Consider the following 21,345-nt stretch of genomic DNA (forward strand, 5'->3'; position numbering starts at 1 on the left):
ATCGCCCTAGCGGAGAGGAAGACATGGTCTCGGAGCTGTTCGACGCGGACGCGTGGAAAGAGGTCGAGGGGTTCGGCTTCACCGACATCACCTACCACCGTGCCGTCGCCCACGGCACGGTCCGGGTGGCGTTCAACCGTCCCGAGGTGCGCAACGCGTTCCGTCCCCACACGGTGGACGAGCTGTACCGGGCGCTGGACCACGCCCGGATGTCCAGTGACGTCGGATGCGTGCTGCTGACGGGCAACGGGCCGTCCCCGAAGGACGGCGGATGGTCGTTCTGCTCGGGCGGCGACCAGCGGATCCGCGGCAAGGACGGCTACCGGTACGCCGAAGGGGAGACCTCGGAGACGATCGACCCGGCGCGGGCGGGGCGGCTGCACATCCTGGAGGTGCAGCGGCTGATCCGGTTCATGGGCAAGGTCGTCATCTGCGTGGTGCCCGGCTGGGCGGCGGGCGGGGGGCACAGCCTGCACGTGGTGTGCGACCTGACCATCGCGAGCCGCGAGCACGGCAGGTTCAAGCAGACCGACGCCGACGTGGCGAGCTTCGACGGCGGTTTCGGGTCGGCGTACCTGGCGCGGCAGGTCGGGCAGAAGTTCGCCCGTGAGATCTTCTTCCTCGGCGACGCCTACGACGCCGAGGCCGCGCACCGGATGGGCATGGTCAACGCGGTCGTCCCCCATGCGGAGCTGGAGGCGACGGCGCTGGAATGGGCGCGGAAGGTCAACGGCAAGAGCCCGACGGCGCAGCGGATGCTGAAGTACGCGTTCAACATGATCGACGACGGCCTCGTGGGGCAGCAGGTGTTCGCCGGGGAGGCGACGCGGCTGGCCTACGGCACCGACGAGGCCGCCGAGGGGCGGGACTCGTTCCTGGAGAAGCGGGACCCCGACTGGTCGCGCTACCCGTGGTACTACTAAATGTCCCAACGCGCGGTGTGATCCGGAATACCGTGATTGGACGGGCAGGTCAGGGGGTCGGTGGGTGCGGGTCTACTCCATCCCGATGCGGACGCGGTTCCGCGGTGTCACGCGGCGCGAGGGCGTCCTGATCCAGGGCCCCGCCGGATGGGCGGAGTTCTCGCCGTTCCCCGAGTACGGCCCGGCCGAGTGCGCGCGCTGGCTCGCCGCCGCCCGCGAGGCGGCCCATGAGGGCTGGCCGGCGCCGGTCCGCGACCGGATCCCGGTGAACGTGACGATCCCGGCGGTGGGCCCGGAGCGGGCGTTCGAGATGACGAAGGCGTCCGGGTGCCGCACCGCGAAGGTCAAGGTCGCCGAGCGCGGCCAGTCCGACGCCGACGACCTGGCGCGGGTGGAGGCCGTCCGCGACGCGATCGGCCCGGACGGCCGGGTGCGGGTGGACGTCAACGGCGGCTGGGACGTCGATCACGCCGCGCGGATGATCCGGTCGCTGGACCGGTGGGAGCTGGAGTACGTCGAGCAGCCCTGCGCGAGGCTGGAGGATCTGGCGCTGGTGCGGCGCCGCGTGGACGTGCCGGTCGCGGCGGACGAGTCGATCCGCCGCGCGGAGGACCCTTTGAAGGTGCGGGCGGCGGGCGCCGCCGACGTGGCGGTGCTGAAGGTGCAGCCGCTGGGCGGGGTCGCGGCGGCGCTGCGGGTCGCGGAGGCGTGCGGGCTGCCGGTTGTGGTGTCGAGCGCGGTGGAGACGTCGGTGGGGCTGGCGGCGGGGGTGGCGCTGGCCGCCGCGCTGCCGGATCTGCCGTACGCGTGCGGGCTGGGGACGCTGTCGCTGCTGGAGGGCGACGTCGTCGACGATCCGCTGTGGCCGGTCGCGGGGGAGATCGAGGTGCGGCGGCCCGTGGTGGACGAGGAGGCGCTGCGCCGCTGGGAGGTCCCCGGTCCGGGCTGGCGGGACCGTGCGGCCGGGGCGCAGGCGCACCTGGGCGGTCCCGCGGTGATCGGGGCGGGGCGGTGAACCCGGCGACGGCGCTGGCGACCGTCCTGGTCGACGAGCTGCTGCGCTGCGGGATGACCGACGCGGTCGTCGCGCCGGGGTCGCGTTCGGCGCCGCTGGCGCTGGCGCTGCACGCCGCCGCCGTGGCGGACCGGGTGCGGCTGCATGTGCGGATCGACGAGCGGTCGGCGTCGTTCCTCGGGCTCGGGCTGGCGAAGCGGTCGGGGCGGCCGGTGGCGCTGGTGTGCACGTCGGGGACGGCGGCGGCGAACTTCCATCCGGCGGTGATCGAGGCGCACGAGTCGGGCGTTCCGCTGGTCGTGATCACCGCGGATCGTCCGCCGGAGCTGCGCGACACCGGCGCGAACCAGACGATCGACCAGGTGAAGCTTTACGGGACGGCGGTGCGGTGGTGCACCGAGATCGGCGTCCCGGAGAACCGCCCGGGCATGGTGGCGTACTGGCGGTCGCTGGTGAGCCGCGCGTGGGGGCTGGCGCGCGCGCCGGTGCCGGGTCCGGTGCATCTGAACGCCGCGTTCCGGGAGCCGCTGATCCCCGACGGCGACGAGTCGTGGTGCGAGCCCCTCGACGGTGACGCGACGGGCGCGTGGACGAAGGTACGTCCGGCGACGCCCGGGTCGGTGCTGCACGTCCCGCCGACGCGCCGCGGCGTCCTCGTGGTGGGGGACGGCGCGTCCAACGTCAAGCGGTACGTGGCGGCGGCGTCGATGGCCGGCTGGCCCGTGCTGGCCGAGCCGCACGGCAACGCCCGCTACGGCGACCACGCGCTGTCGTCGCATCATTTCCTGCTGGGCGTCCCGGAGTTCGTGGAGCGGCACCGCCCGGAGGTGGTGGTGACGCTGGGCAAGCCGGGGCTGTCGCGTCCGCTGCTGTCCCTGCTGCGCCGCGCCGAGGAGCACATCGTGCTGGCGCCGGATCTGGCGCACTGGCCCGACCCGGTCCGGTCGGCGACGCAGGTGGCGCCGGAGGTCGAGATCCCGGTGGTGTCGGGCGACGACGCGTGGCTGAAGTCGTGGCGCACCGCGGATCTGGCCGCCGCCGCGGCGGTGGACGGGGTGCTGGACTCGGTGCCGGAGGTGAGCGAGCCGCGGCTGGCGCGGGACCTGGTCGCGGCGCTGCCGGGCGGGTCGCTGCTGCTGGCGGCGGCGAGCATGCCGATCCGGGACCTGGACCAGGTGATGCGGCCGAGGCGCGGTATCCGGATCATGGCGAACCGGGGCGCGAGCGGCATCGACGGGCTGGTGTCGACGGCGATCGGCGCGGCGCTGGCGCACAGCGGCCGCTCGTTCGCGCTGCTCGGCGACCTGGCGTTCCTGCACGACCAGAACGGGCTGATCCTCGGCCCGCAGGACCGGCGCCCGGACCTGACGATCATCGTGGTGAACAACCGGGGCGGCGGGATCTTCTCGCTGCTGCCGCAGGCGGCGCTGGCCGACCCGTTCGAGCGGGTCTTCGGCACCCCCCACCAGGTGGACCTGGAGGCGCTCGCCGCCGCGCACGGCGTCCCGTACCGGCGCCTGGAGGCCGCCGCGGAGGTGCCGAAGGCGCTGGCGGGGGAGGGGCTGCGGATCGTGGAGGCCCGGACGGACCGGAACGCGAACGCCGCGCTGCACGCCGAGATGCGCAAGGCCGCCCACGCCGCCGTCCGCGAGGCCCTCACCTGACCGGTGCCCCAGGGACCGGCCGTCCGCCGGCTGCTCCTCTAACGCTTCACCCTTCAACTTACAATGTAAAGGCACTGGGCTGAAGCGGTCTCCGCTCATTCCAAACACACAAACCCCAGCAACGAGAACACCGACTGGGTGGTGGTCGAGGGGGAGTGGTCAGCTGAGGAAGCGGGTGCGGAGTGCGTCGGTGTCGTCGGCGGTCCAGCCGTGGCCGGACAACCAGCCGATCGTCCCGCCGAACTGCTCGTCGACCCGGGCGAGCAGCTTCTCCATGATCGCCGCGTGGGGGCGGTGGGAGTCGGCGGGCCGGGAGTCGAGATCGGCGGCGTAGGTGTCGCTGGCGCGCAGGCGGCGCAGGACGGCCTCCAGTCGTTCGCCGGTCTGGGCGTAGTCGGCGACGATCGCCTCGCGGGTGACGCCGGCGACGTCCAGGGCGAGGGCGCACACGACGCCGGTGCGGTCCTTGCCCGCGGCGCAGTGCACCAGGGACGCGCCGTCGGTGCGCGTCATGACGCGGAGGGCGGCGACGATGGAGTCGCCGCGGTCGTTGAGGTAGCCGAGGTAGTGCCCGGCCGGCCGGTCGGTCTCGGGGCCGCGCGCGGGGCGTTCCTGCCAGGGCAGTACCCGGTCGACGTCCACGGTGTCGGCGGCGACGTCGGTGTGGCGTCCGCCCTCGGGGAACAGCGACAGCTGGTGGACGGTGACCGCCGACACCCGTGTCAGCGGGCCCGCGCCTTCGAGGTGGACCTCGGCGTCGCTGCGCAGGTCGATGACGTTTTTGAGGCCGTAGTCGTCGAGGAGGAGCCGCACGTCGGCGACCGAGAGGTCCTGGAGGTTGTCCGAGCGCAGCACCCGCGCCCGGCGTGTCGTGCGCCCGTCGGCGGTGGGGAGCCCGCCCAGGTCACGGGCGTTGACCGCGCCGTCCAGTTCGATCCACCGCGTACCGTCGTCCATGGATTGTGAGCCTATATGGCTGCTGTGTCCCGTCTTCTGCTCAGGGTCCTGCTCTAGGCCGGGAGGGGCAGGCCGGGATGCGGCCGGGGGCGTAACCGGGACCTGGGAGCCAGTTCGCGGATGGCTCCGTAGCGGGGCGACCGATCGGTGTCACACTCCGTAGCCTTGAAATCAGTCGTTCCCCCTGTTCAGCGAATGGAGGCTTCATGCCCTCAACCCTGCACGCCCCGATCGTTCCGCCCGCCCCGCCGGGCCGGTCGGCCGGCAGCGACTTCGCGCCGCTGGCGCGGCGCGTCCGCGAGAGCGGGCTGCTGGACCGGCGTCCCGGCTACTACGTGCGGGCGATCGGGCTGAACCTGGCCGCCACTGCCGCGGTCTGGGGTGCGGTGGCCTGGGCGGGGGACAGCTGGTGGACGGTACTGCTCGGTGTCCCGCTGGCCGTCCTGGCGGCGCGGACCGGGTTCCTCGGCCATGACGCGGGGCACCGGCAGATCGCCCGCAGTGCACGGGGGAACCGGTGGCTGGGGCTGCTGCTGGGCAATCTGCTGCTCGGCATGGGGCACGGCTGGTGGAGCGACAAGCACAACCGGCATCACGCCAACCCCAATCACGTCGGGAAGGACCCCGACGTGGGCGAGGGGATCCTGGCGTGGACGGGTGAGCAGGCCGGGCGGCAGCGCGGTGTGCTGCGGTGGGTGGCGCGGCATCAGGCGGTGCTGTTCTTCCCGCTGCTGACGCTGGAGGGTCTGAACCTGAAGGTCGGCAGCCTGCTGTTCCTGCGGGGCCGGCGGCGGCGTGATCAGCTGGTCGAGGGCGGGCTGCTGGTCGCCCATGCGGTGGGGTATCTGGCGCTGGCGTTCACGTTGCTGCCCCCGGCGCAGGCGCTGGTGCTGGTGGCGGTGCAGCACGCGTTGTTCGGTGTGCATCTGGGGGCGGTGTTCGCGCCGAACCACAAGGGCATGGCGATGCCGGAGCCGGGGGAGCGGTGGGATCATCTGCGGAGGCAGGTGCTCACGTCGCGGAATGTGCGCGGTGGGCTGTTCACCGACTGGTTCATGGGCGGGTTGAACTACCAGATCGAGCATCATCTGTTCCCGAGCATGCCGCGGTGCAGTCTGCGGCGTGTGCGGCCGCTGGTGCGCGAGCATTGCGCGGAGGTGGGCGTCCCTTACGTGGAGACGGGTCTGGTGGCGTCGTACCGGCAGGCGCTGGGGCACATGCGTGAGGTGGGGGAGCCGCTGCGGTAGGGGCGGGCTATGCTCCGGCCATGCCGGAGGGTCATACCGTTCATCGTCTGGCCGCCGAGCATCAGCTGATGTTCGGCGGCCGTCGTGTTGCCGCGTCCAGTCCGCAGGGTCGTTTCGCCGATGGGGCGGCGTGGCTGGACGGGCGTGTTCTGGTGGCGGCGGATGCGCACGGTAAGCATTTGCTGCTGGGGTTCGATGATGAGCGGACGCTGCATGTTCATCTCGGCATCTATGGGCGGTTCGTGTTCGGGTCCGGGCCGGCGCCGGAGCCGGTCGGGGCGGTGCGGCTGCGGCTGGCGGGGGCGGGCGGGTATGCGGATCTGCGGGGGCCGAACACGTGTGAGCTGCTGGATCCGGGTGAGGTGAAGCTGCTGCGTGACCGGCTGGGTCCTGATCCGCTGCGCGGGGACGCCGATCCGGGTTCGGCGTGGCGGCGGGTGAGCCGTGCGCGGACGCCGATCGCGGTGCTGTTGATGGATCAGTCGGTGGTGGCGGGGCCGGGGAACATCTACCGGGCCGAGGTGCTGTTCCGGCAGGGGATCGATCCGCGGTTGCCGGGGCGCCGGGTGACGTGGGAGCAGTGGGTGGGGATCTGGGCGGATCTGGTGGTGTTGATGGCCGATGGGGTGCGGGACGGCCGGATCGACACGGTGCGTCCGGAGCATACGCCGGAGGCGATGGGGCGGCCGCCGCGGGTGGACGGTCATGGTGGTGAGGTGTACGTGTACCGGCGGGCGGGGCAGCCGTGCCTGGTGTGCGGGGTGGAGGTGCGGACGGTGGAGCTGGCGGGGCGGAATCTGTTCTGGTGTCCGGGTTGTCAGCCGTCCGCGGTGGGGGTTTAGGGTCCGGTCGTCGCGTCCTGTGCGGTGTTGTCGGTGAGGGTGGCGGGGAGCGGGGCGTCGTCGGTCTGCGGTCCGCGGTGGCGTGCGCGCTTGAGGCGCAGGCGCTCGGCGAGCGGCACGATCCCGCGTGCGAGGACGGGGCCGGTGACCGCGAGCATGAGGACGTAGGCGGCGGCGAGGGGGCCGAGGCTGGCGCTGATGCCTGCGCTGACGGCCAGGCCGGCGATGACGATGTTGAACTCGCCGCGGGGGACGAGTGCGGCGCCTGCGCGCAGGCGTCCGGTGGTGGCGACGCCGGCGCGGCGGGCGGCGATCCAGCCGCTGCCCATTTTGGTGATGACGCCCGTGACGGCCAGGAGTGCGGCGATGCCGAGGACGGGGGGCAGGTCGGCGGGGTCGGTGTGCAGGCCGAAGAAGACGAAGAACACGGCTGCGAAGAGGTCGCGGAGCGGTGCGAGGAGTTTCTGGGCGGTGTGGGCGAGGGGGCCGGACAGGGCGATTCCGACGAGGAAGGCTCCGACGGCGGCGGAGACCTGGAGTTGCTGGGCGATGCCGGCGACCAGGAGTGTGAGGCCGAGGACTTTGAGGAGGAGGACTTCTTCGCTGGGGGAGGACACGAATCGTTCGACGAGGGTGCCGTGTCTGAGTGCGATGAAGAGGATGACGGTGATGGTGGCGGCGGCGATGCCGAGTGCGGCGGCGCCGCCGAGGAGTCCTGCGCCGGCGAGCAGGGCGGTGAGGATGGGGAGGTAGGCGGCCATGACGAGGTCTTCGAAGACCAGGATGGACAGGATCGCGGGTGTTTCTTTGTTGCCGAGCCAGCCGAGGTCGCCGATGACTTTGGCGGTGATGCCGGAGGAGGTGACGTAGGTGATGCCGCCCATCGCGACGGCGGCGACGGGTCCCCAGCCGAGGATGAGTGCGACGGCGACGCCGGGGGCGGCGTTGAGGACGAGGTCGGCGAGTCCGACGGGTGCGGAGGTGCGCAGTGTTCCGACGAGTTCGGGGGCGGTGTATTCCAGGCCGAGGGTGAACAGGAGGAGGATGACGCCGACTTCGGCGCCGATGGAGACGAATTCCTCGCTGTCGGTGAGGGGGAGGATGCCGCCGGATCCGAAGGCGAGGCCGGCGATGAGGTAGAGGGGGATGGGGGAGATGGAGAAGCGGACGGACACGGCGCCGAGGAGTCCGAGGGCCAGGATGATCGCGCCGAGTTCGATGAGTTGTACGGCGGAGTGCATGTGGTTCAGCCGTTGGACAGTATCTGGGTGACGGCGACGGTGCCTTCGCCGGTGCCGACGGCGACGACGACGTCGCCGGCGTTGAACACGAAGTCGGGGCGTGGGCTGGCGATGACCTGCCCTTCGCGCACGACGGCGACGATGGAGGCGCCGGTGCGGGTGCGGCAGCGTGTTTCGGCGAGGGCGTGGCCGTCGTAGGGGGAGCCGGGGGTGATGGGGATCTTCTGGGTGACGAGGCCTTCGACCTGGCGGTGGAGTTCGGCGAGGTGTTCGACGACGCGGCCGGTGCCGAGGAGTTCGGCGATGGCGCTGGCCTCGTCGGCGGACAGGGCGACGGTGACGATGGAGCTGTCGGGGTCTTCTTTGTCGTAGACGACCAGGTCGCGGCGGCCGGTGCGGTGGGAGATGACGCCGAGTTGGCGGCCGCGTGCGGTGGTCATGATGTGCTGCAGGCCGATGCCGGGCAAAGCGGTCCGTTCGACGTCCACGGTGCTTCGTCCTCCGTCTGTGCGTGGCGTGGTCGTCCATGACCGTACATGGGGGGTGCCGGGTCTGTGACGTCGGGTGTTGTGTGTGATCGTCGCTGTTGGGGGGCGGGTCAGCCGTGGAGGGCGTATTGCATGGCGCGGAATTTGGTGCGTGCTTCGGCGAGTTCGGCGTCGGGGTCGGAGTCGGCGACGATGCCGCAGCCGGCGAACAGGCGTGCGCGGGTGCCGTCGATTTCGGCGCAGCGCAGGGCGATGCCCCATTCGCCGTCGCCGCGGGCGTCGACCCAGCCGACGGGGCCGGCGTAGCGGCCGCGGTCCATGCCTTCGAGTTCGCGGATGAGGTCCATGGCGATGTCGGTGGGGGTGCCGCAGACGGCGGGGGTGGGGTGCAGGGCGGCGACGACGTCGAGGACGGAGCGGTCGGCGGTGAGGCGTCCGTGGACGGGTGAGGCGAGGTGGGTGAGGTTGGGCAGGGTGAGCAGTTCGGGTTCGGCGGGGACGGTGAGGTCGGCGCAGAGGGGGGTGAGGGCGTCGCGGACCATGTCGGCGGCGTAGCGGTGTTCTTCGCGGTCTTTGGCGGAGGTGAACAGGTGCCGGGCGCGGGCGTGGTCGTCGGCGGGGCCGGTGCCTCGGGCGGTGGTGCCGGCCAGGACGAGGGATTCGATGTGGTCGCCGGTGCGGCGGATGAGGAGTTCGGGGGTGGCGCCGACGAGGCCGGCGCAGGAGAAGGTGTAACAGCCGGGGAACCGGTCGGCGAGGCGGCGCAGGAGGGCGCGGGCGTCGATGGGGGTGTCGGCGCGGACGTTGAGGTCGCGGGCGAGGACGACTTTGCCGAGGTGGCCTTGCCTGATGCGGTGGACGGCGGCGGCGACGGTGTCCTTCCAGGCGTGTTCGGGGAGTGCGCCGCCGCTCCATTGGAGGTGGCGTGGGGTGTGCGGGGGGTTGGTGTGGGTGTGGGGGTCGGTGTCGCCGCCGATGGTGGTGAGCCATGCTGTGCCGTCGCGGCGGCCGAGGACGCGGCGGGGGATGATGAGGGTGGAGTCGGGGGATTTGGGGTCGAATCCGAAGGAGCCGAAGGCGACGGGGCCGGTGCCGGGGACGGCGATGGGGTCGTCGACGGCTGCGGCGCCGAACAGTTCGCGGAGGAGGTGTTCGGCGGCGGTGAAGCGGTCGGTGCCGCCGGGGAGGGTGAGGCGGGCCGCTTCGCCCCAGCCGACGATTCCTTCGCCGTGGCGGATCCAGGCCAGTGCGGCGGGGTGGGGGAGCCGTGTGATGAGGTCGCCCGGGTCGGGGATCGGGACGGTGCGGACGGAGAGGCGGTCCGGTGCTGTCACGGCGAGCTTCACGCATGCCACTGTACGACAGATTTGAACCTGTTCAAACGGTGGGGGCGGGGTGTGCGTGAGGTGTGCGCCACACGGGCCGTGCCCGGTGGTGCCCGGCCGGTGGCGTCCGGGCCGGTGGCGTCTGGCGTTGCGGGGTGCCTGCCCCTGTGCCGGGTGCCCGGTGTGCACATGCCCGCCCGTCCCGGGGGCATGCGCGGGGCGCGGGTCCGGGTCGGGCGGGCATGGGCGGGGCTGACGGGGGTCAGCGGCCGCGGGCGGCTCCGGTGAGCTTCCACGCCGCGGGCAGCAGGCCCGCCGCCAGGAGGACCTTCAGCGCGTCGCCGGCCAGGAAGGGGGTGACGCCCAGGTCGAGGGCGCGGCCGAGGTCGATGTGCAGGGACGCCATGAGGTAGGGGACGCCGGCGGCGTACATGATGGCGGTTCCGGCGAGCATCGTGGCGATGGTGCGCAGGGGGGTGCGGTCGCCGCCGCGCTGTGCGAGGGCGCCGACGGCGGCCGCGGCGGCGACGAACCCGATGACGTATCCGAGGGTCGGTGCGCCGGTGCCGGATCCGGCGTCGGTGAACCAGGGCACGCCCGCCATCCCGGCCAGCAGGTAGACGATCATGCCGAGGCCGGCGCGGCCGAAGCCGAGCGCGGCGCCGGCCAGCAGCACCGCGAAGGTCTGCCCGGTGACCGGGACCGGTGTGCCGGGCAGCGGCACCGCGAGCTGCGCGGCGGCGCCGACGAACGCGGCGGCGCCGGCGACGAGGGCGGCGTCGCGGGCCAGGGAACCGGGCAGCAGGTCGCCCAGGACGGCGGGGCGCCGCTGGGCTGCGTGGGCAGTAGCCACAGATCCTCCCAAAAAGGTGTTGTCAGCCCGAAACCTAGCGAATGGGGTTTCCGGGTCGGTTCACGCGGGTCACCGCAACGGTCCGGAACGTGCGGCGGCGCGGCGGCGGGCGGCGGCTCTCGGAGCCGGGCGCGGCGGGTCGGGCGCGGCGGGTCAGGGGGAGGCGGGGCGGGGGCCGGCCGCGAGGTAGACGACGTCGGGTTCGCCGCGCGGGACCGGCACGGGCCGGGCGTGGACGCGGCTGAACCGGCCGCGCAGCAGCGTCTCGAACGCCGGTGCCGCGTTCGCGCTCCACACCGCGAGCGTGCCGCGCGGGGTGAGGCGCCGGGCGAGCAGGTCCAGGCCGGCGGCGGCGTACAGGCGGGCGTTGCCGGGCGTGACCGTCCATTGGGGGCCGTTGTCGATGTCCAGGCACAGTGCGTCGAACCGGCCGCCGCGGGGTGAGGCGAGGTAGTCGAGCAGGTCGGCGTGCTCGACGGTGACGCGGGGGTCGTCCAGCGCGCCGCGCGACCAGGGCCGCAGTTCGGCGGCGTGCCAGCCGATGACCTTGGGTTCGCGTTCGACGACGGTGACGTGCGCGACGCTCGGGAGGGTGAGGGCCTCGGCGAGGGAGAACCCGACGCCCAGGCCGCCGATCAGCAGCCGCGCCGGGCCGTCCAGGCCGGCGGCCGCGGCGCGGACCAGGAGCCGTTCGGACGCGCCGCCGCGGGTGTCCATCAGGAACACGCCGTTGCTGATGATCTCGTAGTGGTCGCCCGCGCGGCGCAGCACCAGTTCGCCGCCGGCGCCGTCGGCGCGTTCGACCACCACCGGTTCACCGGACGTCCCCGCGGCGCTGCCCATGCCCGCACCCTAGCCGCCGCGGCGGGCGGGTGCGGCGATCTTGGGTCTGGGCGGGTGCGGCCGGTGTCGGCTACGGTGCCGGTCATGCCCGATCTTCCCTCCTCCGGCGGCCTGCTGCCGGGGCGCCGCATCCTGGTCGTCGGCGCGGGGACGCGTCCCAGCGACGATCCGGCGGCGCCGGTCGGCAACGGCCGCGCCATCGCGATCACGGCGGCGCGGGAGGGCGCCCGGGTGGCGTGCGCCGACGTGGACGAGGACGCCGCCGGGCGGACCGCCGCGATGATCGCCGCCGAGGGCGGGGACGCGTGCGTCGCGGTCGCCGACGTCACCGACCCGGTGTCGTGCGACCGGGTGGTCACGCAGGCGGCCGAGCGGCTCGGCGGGCTGGACGGGGTGGTGTTCAACGCCGGGATCGGCGTCGGGTACGGGCTGGCGGGCACGGCGCTGGCCGACTGGGACCATGTCCTGCACGTCAACCTGCGCGCTCCGTTCCTGGTCGGCAAGGCCGCGATGCCGGCGCTGGAGGCCGGTGCGGCGATGGTGTTCATCGGGTCGCTGGCGGGGACCAAGCCGGGGTCGCGGTCGCCGTCCTATGACGCGTCCAAGGCGGGCCTGACGGGGCTGGTGAGGCACATCGCCGCGGAGGGCGCGCCGCGGGGCGTCCGCGCGAACGTCGTGGCGCCCGGCCTCATCGACACCGTGATGGGGCGTGCCGCGTCGGCGGGCAACGAGGGCCGTGACCGCGCCGCCGGGCTGATCCCGATGCGGCGGCAGGGGACCGCGTGGGAGGTCGCCGACGTGGCGGTGTTCCTGATGTCGGACCGCGCGTCGTATGTGACCGGTCAGGTCGTCCACGTCGACGGCGGCCTGTCGACGCTGCGCTGAGGCCCCCGGCGCCGGGGGCCTGGCGCCGGGACCCCGAGAGCGGGTGACGGGCGGGGCGCGGCGGCCCTACCGTGGACGGTCGTGGACGATCACGTGCGGCTGCGGCCGATCGCCGAGGACGACCTGGAGTTCTTCGAGCGCCTGCGCACCGATCCGGATCTGTGCGGCCCGTTCCTGTGGGAGGGGTGGCGCGATCCGCGGCGGTTCCGGCGGCGGTGGGAGCAGGACGGCTGGCTGGGCGAGGACACCGGCAACCTGCTGGTCGTCGCCGGCGGCGACCGGCTGGGCATGGTGTCCTACCGGCGCGTTCCCACCGCCGGGGCGGTGTGGTGCTGGAGCATCGGGATCTCGCTGATGCCCGAGGCGCGCGGGCGCGGCGCCGGGACCCGCGCGCAGCGGCTCCTGGCCGAGTACCTGTTCGCGCACAGTCCCGTCCACCGGATCCAGGCCGAGACCGACGTCGCCAACGTCGCCGAGCAGCGCGCCCTGGAGAAGGCCGGGTTCACCCGCGAGGGCGTCATGCGCGGCTACAGCTTCCTCGGCGGCCGGTACCACGACGAGGTGCTGTACAGCGTGCTGCGCGGGGAGTTCGACGGCGTGTCCGGCGGCGGGTCCGGCGGCGGCGCCTAGCCGGGCGCGGCCGGGAACACCTCTTCCCGTCCGGCGGTTACCGTGTAACCATGTAATCATCCGGGAGGTGCGATGATCCCCGATCCCCAGGACGGCGGCCCGCCGCTGGACGCCTACTCCCGTGTCGTGTCCGCCGTCGCCCGCGAGCTGACCCCGCGCGTGGCCGCGCTGCGCGTGCGGCACCGGCGGGGCGAGGGCACCGGATCGGCGGTGGCGTTCACCGGCGACGGGTTCCTGCTCACCAACGCCCACGTCGTCGGCGCCGCGTCCGGCGGGCAGGCCGCGTTCTCCGGCGGCGCGGCCGGCGCGTTCACCGTCGTCGGCACCGACCCCCTGTCGGACCTGGCCGTCGTCCGCGCCGACGGCCCCGTCCCCGACCCGGTCACCCTCGGCGACAGCGACGCCCTGGTCGTCGGGCAGCTCGTCGTCGCCGTCGGCAACCCCCTCGGCCTCACCGGATCGGTCACCGCCGGGGTGGTGTCGGCCCTGGGCCGGTCCCTGCCCGCCTCGCAGCCCACCCGCAACGGAACCGCCGTCCGCGTCATCGAGGACGTCATCCAGACCGACGCCGCCCTCAACCCCGGCAACTCCGGCGGCGCGCTCGCCGACGCCCACGGCCGCGTCGTCGGCGTCAGCACCGCCGTCGCCGGGATCGGGCTCGGCCTGGCCGTCCCCATCAACGCCACCACCCGCCGCATCATCGGCGCCCTCATCCGCGACGGCCGCGTCCGCCGCGCGTTCCTCGGCCTGGCCGCCGCGCCCGTCCCCGTCCCGTCGACGCTGCGCGCCCGCACCGGGCAGGACGAGGCGCTGCGCGTCGCCGAGGTCGTGCCCGCCAGCCCCGCCGACCGGGCCGGGCTGCGCCGCGGCGACCTGGTCCTGACCGCGGGCGGGAACCCGGTCTCGCACGCCCAGTCCCTGCAGAAGCTCATGTTCGCCGAGGCGATCGGGCGTCCCCTGCCCATCACCGTGCTGCGCAACGGCGCCATGGTCGACGTCATCGCCGAACCCCTCGAACTCGACGCCGAGCACGCCTAACCGCGCGCCCGGGCGCCGGCCGGCGGGCGGGGCCGGCGGGCGGGGTCAGCGGCCGCGGAACGTGGCGCGGTAGGCGGTGGGGGACACCCCGGCCGCCGCCTGCAGATGCGACCGCAGCGACGCCGCCGTCCCGAACCCCGCGCGCGCCGCGACCGCGTCGACCGGCAGGTCGGTCTCCTCCAGCAGCCGCCGCGCCCGCTCGACCCGCTGCGCGGCCAGCCACACCTGCGGCGACACGCCCGTCTCCTGCCGGAACCGGCGCGTGAACGTCCGCACGCTCATCGACTCGCGCGCCGCCAGCCGCGCCAGCGTCACCGGCCGGTCCAGATGCTCCAGCGCCCACGCCCGCGCCGCCGCCGTCGAGGAGTCGCGCGGCGCGGGCACCGGCCGCGCGATGAACTGCGCCTGCCCGCCGTCGCGGTGCGGCGGCACCACCGTGCGGCGCGCCACGTCCCCCGCCACCGCCGCGCCGTGATCACGGCGGATCATGTGCAGGCACAGGTCGATGCCCGCCGCCTCCCCGGCCGAGGTGAGCACGTCGCCCTCGTCGGCGTACAGGACCGCCGCGTCCACCCGCACCCCCGGGAACCGCGCGGCGAACCGGTCGCACGACAGCCAGTGCGTCGTCGCCCGCCGCCCCTCCAGCAGCCCCGCCGCCGCCAGCACGAACGCGCCCGTGCAGATCGAGGCGACCCGCGCGCCCCGCGCCCGCGCCGCCACCAGCGCCGCCGGGACCGGCCCGCCGCCCGGGCACGCCTCGTCCAGCACGTGCGACGCCGGCACGATCACCGTGTCCGCCTCGGCCACCGCCGCCAGCCCGTGCGGCACCGCCACCGCGAAATCGGCGTCGGTGGCCACCGCCCCGGGCCGCACCGCGCACGACACCACCTCGTACAGCGGCGCGCCGCCCGCCGACCGCGCGTTCCCGAACAGCTGGTGGACGATCCCCAGCTCCATCGGCAGCACACCCTCGCGCACCAGCACCGCCACCCGGTGCCCGCCGCCCGCGAACACCCCGCCCCCGGACACCCCGCCCGCGAAGACCCGGCCCGCCGTCATGGCCCGATCCTTGCACACCATGGCCGACCGGCCACTCGCGGCCGGCCCGCCCGCCCCGGCAGCATCGAAGGCCCGCGGCACACCGAAAGGAGAAAACCGGCATGAACGTCCTGTGGGTCTTCGCGCACCCCGAGCCGCGCTCGCTCAACGGCGCCCTCCGCGACCACGGCGCCGCCACCCTGCGGCGCCTGGGCCACCGCGTCCGCCACTCCGACCTGTACGCCATGGGCTGGAACCCGGTCGTCGGGCCCGCCGACTTCGGCCACGACCCCGGCGGCCGCCTCATCGTCGGCGCCGCGTCCGAACGCGCCCGGGCCGCCGGCGGCCTGGCCCCCGACATCCGCGCCGAACAGGAGAAGATCACCTGGGCGGACGCCGTCGTCGTGCAGTTCCCGCTGTGGTGGTTCGGGATGCCCGCCATCCTCAAGGGCTGGTTCGACCGCGTCTTCGTCCAGGGGTTCGCGTTCGGCGTCACCGACGGCGACGGCCGCACCCTGCGCTACGGCGACGGCGGCCTGGCCGGCCGCCGCGCCCTGGTCGTCACCACCGCCGGCGCCCGCGCCACCGGCCTGGGCCCCCGCGGCGTCCACGGCCACGCCGACGACGTCCTGTTCCCCCTCCTGCACGGCACCCTGTTCTACACCGGCATGGACGTCCTGCCGCCCCTGGTCGTCCCCGGCGCCGACCGCGCCGGGCCCGCCGCCCACGCCGCCGCCGAGGCCGCCCTCGACGAGCGCCTGCGCGCCCTGCCCACCGCCGCGCCCCTGCCGTACCGCGCCGAACTCGGCGGCGACTACGACGCCGACCTGGTCCTGCGCCCCCACCTGGCCCCCGCCCGCACCGGCCTCACCGTCCACCGCACCGACACCCCCGCGTCGGGGACCCAGGCGGCCGATTCCGGCGCCGCCCGGCCCGATGCAGCCGCCTGACCTGCGGGGCGGGCACTCGAGATGATCCCGTCGGCGATGATGTCCCCGGTCCCGGTGGTGACGATGTGCAGCGGAACCCTCGACCCCAGTGCGGTGAGGGACGCGATGCCCAGCGGTGCGTCGCTCTTCAGCGCGATCCCCTCGATGGACGTCTTCCGGGTGATGGCCGGGCCGGCGATGTGGAACAGCCGCAATCGCTCCCGCAGGCCGCCCGTGAGCCGGACCACCGTCACCGGCAGATTGGCGGGAGTGCGCGGACCTTCGCGCACCGCCCGGAAGCCGAAATGGGACAGGCAATCAGTGATCATGTGGAGGATCCGCGGATCGGAATTGGTGATCCTCAAGATCCCCCTGCTGCATGATCCTTCTGCGTCGAACACCCCGGCCAGGAAACCCTTGCGCCACTCGGGCGGGACCGGTGAAGGCCACCGGATCAGGTCCTCGACCCGTGCGACGGCGGCCGCGCTCTGTGCGCGTATGGCCTTCACCTCCCTTCGCGCAGCCGTCGCCTCGGAGAAGAGGAACTCCTGGGTGACGACGCCGAAGCCGGTGAGATACCGGCGACTTCGCTCCAGCGCCTCAAAGTCGGCCAAGGCCAGCCGGAAGCGGTGCAGGACGGTACTGGGCGCGTTCGACGGGCCCTGAGGATAATGACCGATCTGCCCATCTCCTCGTATCATTCCGCACAGGTAGCCCCGGCGGTAATCGAGGTCGTCCTGGGGGCCGGCAGCGAACCGGCCCACTCCCATCAAGCTGTTGTTCGGTGTGAGATGCGGCCGCCTGCCGGCGCCCTGCTCGGTTCCGGTGACGTACTTCCAGCCGCGCTCGCTGAGCAGGCTCTGATCCTCGCCGGCGATGAGGCGGGTGCCGTCCTGCAGAACGATCAGATGCGCGGGGCCGTGGACCCGCCGGTGCTCCACGACCTCCGTGATCACGTACCGGCGGTAGCGGCCGTCCATGCGGGAACCGTAGACGCGGTCGGCGGCGCGCAACGCGTGAACGGGGCGGGTGCGGCCGTCGGTCATGAGTACCGGCGTCTGCCCGCCCATACCCGCCTCGCGCCGCTGGCGGTTCTCGCGCACAGGCAACTCCTTTGAACACGGTTGCGAGTCTCTTCGTCACAGAGAGTCTTGAACATGTGTTCGAAGATCGCAACCGGCGGGGGACAAAGGGGCCGGGCGGGCATGACGCGGGCGTCGTCGTTTCGTACGCAGCATCCCGCCGCGTGGGCGACAATGGGCGCGCTATGTGGCGATCCAAGATCAGACTTGCGGCGGCGGCACTCACGGCGGCGATGTCGGCGGGGGCGCTGGCCGGCTGCGGCATCCCCGCCCTCGGCGGCACCGACGAACGCGGCGCCGCCGCACGCGCGCCCGTCCCGCCCGGCGCGGACGCCGAATGCGCCGGCGTGCCCGCGCCGGACGGCGCCAAGGCGCGGCAGCTGCGCGGCATGTGGATCGCCACCGTCGGCGGCATCGACTGGCCCAAGGGCGCCGGCCGCTCCGCCGCCGAGCAGAAGAAGGAGTTCACCCGGCTCCTGGACACCGCCCGGCAGATGAACATGAACGCGGTGTTCGTGCAGATCCGCCCCAACTCCGACGCGTTCTACGACTCGCCCCTCGAGCCGTGGTCGCAGTGGATCACCGGCACGCAGGGCAAGGACCCCGGCTACGACGTCCTGGCGTTCATGCTCAAGGAGGCGCACGCCCGCAACCTGGAGTTCCACGCCTGGTTCAACCCCTACCGCGTCTCCCGCGACGACGACCTGAAGAAACTGTCGGACAAGAGCCCGGCCCGGCGGCACCCCGAATGGGTCCGCAAGTACGGCGACGGCCTGTGGTACGACCCGGGCATCCCGCAGGTGCGGGAACTGGCCACCAAGGCCGTCATGGACGTCGTCGGCAAGTACGACATCGACGCCGTCCACTTCGACGACTACTTCTACCCCTACCCCGAGGGCGGCGAGTTCCCCGACCAGGCCACCTACAAGGCCCGCGGTGCCGGGATGGACAAGGACGACTGGCGGCGCCGCAACGTCGACCTCCTCGTCGAGGACCTGTCCCGCCGCATCCACGAGGCCAAGCCCTGGGTGCGGTTCGGCATCAGCCCGTTCGGGGTGTGGCGCAACAAGTCCAGCGACCCCGCCGGATCCGACACCCGCGCCCTGCAGAGCTACGACGACGTCTACGCCGACACCCGCAAATGGATCAAGAAGGGGTGGCTCGACTACGTCACCCCCCAGCTGTACTGGCCCATCGGCGACTCCCGCGCCGACTACGCCGAACTCGTCGCCTGGTGGGCCGAGCAGGTCAAGGGCACCGACGTGCACCTGACCATCGGGCAGGGCGCCTACCGCGTCGGCGCCGACTCCGCCTGGAAGGACCCCGCCGAACTGTCGCGGCACCTCACCCTCAACGCCAAATACCCGCAGGTGAACGGCGACGTGTTCTTCAGCGCCTCCGACATCGCCGAAAACCGCCGCGGATTCGCCCAGCGGCTCCGCGACGACCACTACGCCCGCCCCGCCCTGCGGCCCGCCGCGGCCGGCGGCAAGGCGCCGCCGCCCGTCCAGGACACCGCCGCCCGGCCGCACGGCGACGGCGACGTGAAGGTCACCTGGCGGCCCTCCGAGGGCGCCGCCGCCTACGCCGTCTACCGCGTGGACGGCGAACGCGCCGCCTGCGCGCCCGTCGACCCCGCCCACCTCATCGCCGCCGTCCGCGGCGGCGGCATCATCGACCCGTCCGCCGAACCCGGCCGCACCTACACCTACTACGTCACCGCCCTGGACCGCCTCCACCACCAGAGCGCCCCCGCACGCGGCGTGACGGTCACCGCCCCGAAGGGATAATGATCATGCTCCGTGGGGAAGAACCAGACACCTGACCCCCCGGAGGTATGAGCATGGCGCTGTCGATGGAGGAGCAGCGGATCCTCACGCAGATCGAGGTCCGCCTGAGCGAGGACGACCCGAGGCTGGCCCATCGCCTCGCACGGCTCGGCACACCCCGCCGCCGCCGCGCCCGCGTCGTCGTCCTCGCCGCGGCCGCCGTCATCATCGTCCTCGCCGCGATCGGCGCCGCGATCGCGGCGGCCGCACTATGACCACCCCACCCGTGACCACCCCACCGTGACACCGGCCCCGGCACCCCGCCGCACACACCGCCCCCGCGCACCCGGCGGCGGCCCCTGACCGCGGCCGGACGCCCCGCCCCGCCCCGGACACCACGGCCCCGCCGACGCGCGAACGCCGAGGCCCCGGCGAGAAGAACCTCGCCGGGGCCTCGGCGTTCATGCCGGTGTGGTGGTCGCCTCACGGCGAAAGGCACAACGAAGCTCCAGCCCGGACCGCATGGGACCGGCGGTATTCCCCGAAGGCGTCAGGTAGAGCCCGGGGGACACATGCCACACCGACCCGTCCACTGTAACGGCTCCACGCGACTGCCTCCTCCACCGCACCCCCATGTGCCGATCACCTCACCCGCGGGTGAGGGTTCCCTGAACCCGTGCACCACCCCCGCCGGCGGCGCGTCCCTGAACATGAGCGAACGCGGGAAACGCCGGGGGACCGCGGCCGCGCCGGCACGGGGACAAGCCGGCCCGGGCGCACCACCGCCCCCGGCCGAGCCGGGACGGCCGGCCCGCGCGACCCGGCACAGGTGAGGAGACGGGGCAGTGACCACCACGGGGACCACCACCGCACAGGCGGCGGCGACGACGACCGAGCCCGGCGCGGAGGACACGGAGGACGCGGCGGACGCGGCGGCGACCGGAGCCGAATGGGAACTGGCCGCCGAATCGCGGGCCGCGTCCCGCGCCCGCGCCCTCACCGCCCGGACGCTGAGCGAATGGCGCGTCACCGACCCCGGCGACGTCGTCCTCATGGTCGACGAACTGGTCACCAACGCCGTCGTGCACGGCGCCGGGCCCGTCCGGCTCGCCCTGCGCCTGGACGGCCGCCGCCTGCTCGCCGAAGTCGGCGACGCGAACCCGGCCCCGCCCGCCGCGCCCGCCGAGCCGGCCGTCCTGGACTGGTCCGAGGCCGGGCGCGGGCTCCTGCTGGTCGCCGCGCTGGCCGCCGAACACGGCACCCGCCCGGACGCGGGCGGCAAGACCGTCTGGTTCACCCGCCTGCTGAACCCGCCCGGCGGCCAACGGTCCGCCGCGCCCTGACGCGCACCCGCCCGGTCACGCCTGCAGGGGGCAGCGGTCGACGATCCAGACCTCCTCGTCGCCGCCCCCCGGCGCCGGCGGCGGCTCATCGCTCAGGCGGTCCAGATGCCACTCGATGTGGGCGAGCGGGCCGCGCCACCCCGCCAGCAGGTCCGCCAGCGGACGCGGCGGCCCCGGCGGGCCGTAGGGGCGCGGATCGGGCAGCTCGGCCTCCCACAGCGCGTCGTCGCAGCCCGCCGCCCAGTGCCCCACCGCCTCCAGCACCTCCTGCAGATCACGGGCCAGGTCGCCCAGGGACCGCAACGCCATCGCGTCCTGGATCATCCGTTCCCGCGCGTCGAAGGGCATCTCCCGGCCGAAACCCTCCGGGAAGCGCGGCGGGCGGCCCTCCAGGACCGGCTCTTCACCCGTCGCCGCCGCGCGGACCGCCGCCGCCTGCCACCGCGTCCACTCCGCCAGATGCCCCAGCACGCCCCGCAGCGCGGCGCCGCCCGTCCCGCCGCGGACCTCCGCCGCGGCGTCGCGCAGCCGGGACCGCACGAACTCCAGCCGGTCCAGCGTCCACGCCCGCGCCCGCGCCGCGCCCGCCGGGCCGCGCGGCCCCGGCTCGGCCGGGGGACGCGGCATCGGCACCCGCAGCGCCGCCAGAAGCGCGTCCAGGTCGCGGACCTCCGCGCCCCGCCCCGACAGGAACGCCGCGCCGATCCGGTCCAGCCGGAACATCCGCGGCCCGTCCCGCATCCGGCACCACCCCACCAGGTACTCCCCGTAGGGGGCCAGGACCAGGCCGTGCGCCTCCACGTCGCGGAAGCTGCGCGACCCCGCCTGGTCGGTGTAGGCGAGCCGGACGACGCGGCGGGTCCTAACGGCCTCGGCCAGCGTGTCGTGCACCGGGCCCGTCAGCGACCCCGCCTCGCTCAGCGCGGCCGGCTCCGGCTCGCCGGCCAGCACGAACCCGCGGCCCTTCTGCGCCCGCACCGGCAGCCCGCCGTGCGCCAGCAGCTCCAGGTCGCGGCGGACGGTCCGCTCGCTGACCCGCAGCCGCGCCGCGAGCGCGGCCGGGTCCAGCGGCTCGGGGGAGGCCGCGCGCAACTCCGCGACGAGCGCCAGCAGCCGGTCAACGCGATCCACACCCCCATCGTGACCCCGCCCACCGACATTCCGCCGCCGCGCAGGGCCCCAGATCGCCCGCAGGCAAGGCGAATCGACCCCCCGCGCCCACCCCGGCCCCGC

General features: G+C 74.0%; 20 protein-coding genes and 1 pseudogene. 12 read left to right on the forward strand and 9 right to left on the reverse strand.

All coding sequences use genetic code 11. The annotated features are described in order from the left end of the window. The first annotated feature begins 23 nt into the window (after positions 1-23). The 3 genes from AB0C35_RS29985 (at position 24) to menD (ending at position 3,602) form a co-directional block, all read left to right on the forward strand. On the forward strand, positions 24-923 hold the full coding sequence (locus tag AB0C35_RS29985) for a 1,4-dihydroxy-2-naphthoyl-CoA synthase (RefSeq protein ID WP_358462952.1): 900 nt from the start codon (positions 24-26) through the stop codon (positions 921-923). A 64-nt stretch (positions 924-987) separates the two neighbouring features. Further along, a complete protein-coding gene (locus AB0C35_RS29990) occupies positions 988-1,938 on the forward strand; it encodes an o-succinylbenzoate synthase (RefSeq protein WP_358462955.1) in 951 nt (316 codons plus the stop codon). Continuing rightward, entirely contained in the window at positions 1,935-3,602 is a 1,668-nt protein-coding gene (gene menD, locus AB0C35_RS29995; protein WP_358462958.1) for a 2-succinyl-5-enolpyruvyl-6-hydroxy-3-cyclohexene-1-carboxylic-acid synthase, read from the forward strand. Before AB0C35_RS29990 ends, menD begins: the two co-directional genes overlap by 4 nt. Positions 3,603-3,761: 159 nt before the next feature. Here the strand turns inward: menD and AB0C35_RS30000 are convergent, their stop codons facing one another. Then, on the reverse strand, positions 3,762-4,559 hold the full coding sequence (locus AB0C35_RS30000; protein ID WP_358462961.1) for a tyrosine-protein phosphatase: 798 nt from the start codon (positions 4,557-4,559) through the stop codon (positions 3,762-3,764). A 206-nt stretch (positions 4,560-4,765) separates the two neighbouring features. On the opposite strand from AB0C35_RS30000, the gene AB0C35_RS30005 reads away from it, so the two are divergent. Together AB0C35_RS30005 and AB0C35_RS30010 are read left to right on the forward strand one after the other, a co-directional pair. Next, complete coding sequence (locus AB0C35_RS30005) at positions 4,766-5,806, forward strand: acyl-CoA desaturase (protein ID WP_358462964.1); 1,041 nt, start codon at positions 4,766-4,768, stop codon at positions 5,804-5,806. Positions 5,807-5,826: 20 nt separating this feature from the next. After that, a complete protein-coding gene (locus tag AB0C35_RS30010; protein ID WP_358462967.1) occupies positions 5,827-6,648 on the forward strand; it encodes a DNA-formamidopyrimidine glycosylase family protein in 822 nt (273 codons plus the stop codon). Here AB0C35_RS30010 and AB0C35_RS30015 read toward each other — a convergent pair. From AB0C35_RS30015 to AB0C35_RS30035, 5 genes are all read right to left on the reverse strand, one after another. Next, positions 6,645-7,889, reverse strand: a complete 1,245-nt coding sequence (locus AB0C35_RS30015) for a cation:proton antiporter (protein WP_358462969.1) — start codon at positions 7,887-7,889, stop codon at positions 6,645-6,647. The genes AB0C35_RS30010 and AB0C35_RS30015 overlap by 4 nt on opposite strands. Positions 7,890-7,894: 5 nt before the next feature. Beyond that, positions 7,895-8,377: a cation:proton antiporter regulatory subunit gene (locus AB0C35_RS30020; protein ID WP_358462972.1), complete on the reverse strand. Its 483-nt coding sequence runs from the start codon at positions 8,375-8,377 to the stop codon at positions 7,895-7,897. A gap of 110 nt (positions 8,378-8,487) precedes the next feature. Beyond that, positions 8,488-9,723, reverse strand: coding sequence for an isochorismate synthase (locus tag AB0C35_RS30025; protein WP_358462975.1), 1,236 nt, complete (start codon positions 9,721-9,723; stop codon positions 8,488-8,490). Positions 9,724-9,964: 241 nt separating this feature from the next. Then, entirely contained in the window at positions 9,965-10,555 is a 591-nt protein-coding gene (locus tag AB0C35_RS30030; RefSeq protein ID WP_358462978.1) for a biotin transporter BioY, read from the reverse strand. 153 nt (positions 10,556-10,708) lie between these two features. Beyond that, complete coding sequence (locus AB0C35_RS30035) at positions 10,709-11,398, reverse strand: spermidine synthase (RefSeq protein ID WP_358462980.1); 690 nt, start codon at positions 11,396-11,398, stop codon at positions 10,709-10,711. An 84-nt stretch (positions 11,399-11,482) separates the two neighbouring features. On the opposite strand from AB0C35_RS30035, the gene AB0C35_RS30040 reads away from it, so the two are divergent. The 3 genes from AB0C35_RS30040 (at position 11,483) to AB0C35_RS30050 (ending at position 13,951) form a co-directional block, all read left to right on the forward strand. Further along, positions 11,483-12,283 carry an SDR family NAD(P)-dependent oxidoreductase gene (locus AB0C35_RS30040; RefSeq protein ID WP_358462983.1) on the forward strand — a complete coding sequence of 267 codons (801 nt, stop codon included), beginning with the start codon at positions 11,483-11,485 and terminating at the stop codon, positions 12,281-12,283. A gap of 81 nt (positions 12,284-12,364) precedes the next feature. Further along, entirely contained in the window at positions 12,365-12,913 is a 549-nt protein-coding gene (locus tag AB0C35_RS30045) for a GNAT family protein (protein WP_358462986.1), read from the forward strand. Between the two features lie 72 nt (positions 12,914-12,985). Then, positions 12,986-13,951, forward strand: coding sequence for a trypsin-like peptidase domain-containing protein (locus tag AB0C35_RS30050; protein WP_358462989.1), 966 nt, complete (start codon positions 12,986-12,988; stop codon positions 13,949-13,951). Between the two features lie 45 nt (positions 13,952-13,996). Here AB0C35_RS30050 and AB0C35_RS30055 read toward each other — a convergent pair whose 3' ends face one another. Next, a complete protein-coding gene (locus AB0C35_RS30055; RefSeq protein ID WP_358463317.1) occupies positions 13,997-14,941 on the reverse strand; it encodes a helix-turn-helix domain-containing protein in 945 nt (314 codons plus the stop codon). Between the two features lie 170 nt (positions 14,942-15,111). Here AB0C35_RS30055 and AB0C35_RS30060 point away from each other — a divergent pair, with 170 nt between their 5' ends. Further along, complete coding sequence (locus AB0C35_RS30060; RefSeq protein WP_358462992.1) at positions 15,112-15,939, forward strand: NAD(P)H-dependent oxidoreductase; 828 nt, start codon at positions 15,112-15,114, stop codon at positions 15,937-15,939. 278 nt (positions 15,940-16,217) lie between these two features. On the opposite strand, the pseudogene AB0C35_RS30065 reads toward AB0C35_RS30060, so the two are convergent. Further along, positions 16,218-16,988, reverse strand: a pseudogene (locus tag AB0C35_RS30065) (LAGLIDADG family homing endonuclease); the annotation flags it as partial. A 197-nt stretch (positions 16,989-17,185) separates the two neighbouring features. On the opposite strand from AB0C35_RS30065, the gene AB0C35_RS30070 reads away from it, so the two are divergent. The 3 genes from AB0C35_RS30070 to AB0C35_RS30080 all read left to right on the forward strand — a co-directional run bounded on the left by AB0C35_RS30070 (position 17,186) and on the right by AB0C35_RS30080 (position 20,112). After that, entirely contained in the window at positions 17,186-18,790 is a 1,605-nt protein-coding gene (locus AB0C35_RS30070; protein WP_358462995.1) for a family 10 glycosylhydrolase, read from the forward strand. Between the two features lie 47 nt (positions 18,791-18,837). Next, positions 18,838-19,044, forward strand: a complete 207-nt coding sequence (locus AB0C35_RS30075) for a DUF3040 domain-containing protein (protein WP_358462997.1) — start codon at positions 18,838-18,840, stop codon at positions 19,042-19,044. A 570-nt stretch (positions 19,045-19,614) separates the two neighbouring features. Then, positions 19,615-20,112, forward strand: a complete 498-nt coding sequence (locus AB0C35_RS30080) for an ATP-binding protein (protein WP_358462999.1) — start codon at positions 19,615-19,617, stop codon at positions 20,110-20,112. Between the two features lie 15 nt (positions 20,113-20,127). Here the strand turns inward: AB0C35_RS30080 and AB0C35_RS30085 are convergent, their stop codons facing one another. Then, positions 20,128-21,243, reverse strand: a complete 1,116-nt coding sequence (locus AB0C35_RS30085) for a WYL domain-containing protein (protein WP_358463001.1) — start codon at positions 21,241-21,243, stop codon at positions 20,128-20,130. Between the last annotated feature and the right edge of the window lie 102 nt (positions 21,244-21,345).

Source organism: Spirillospora sp. NPDC048819, from assembly GCF_040650055.1.
Lineage (GTDB): Bacteria > Actinomycetota > Actinomycetes > Streptosporangiales > Streptosporangiaceae > Spirillospora.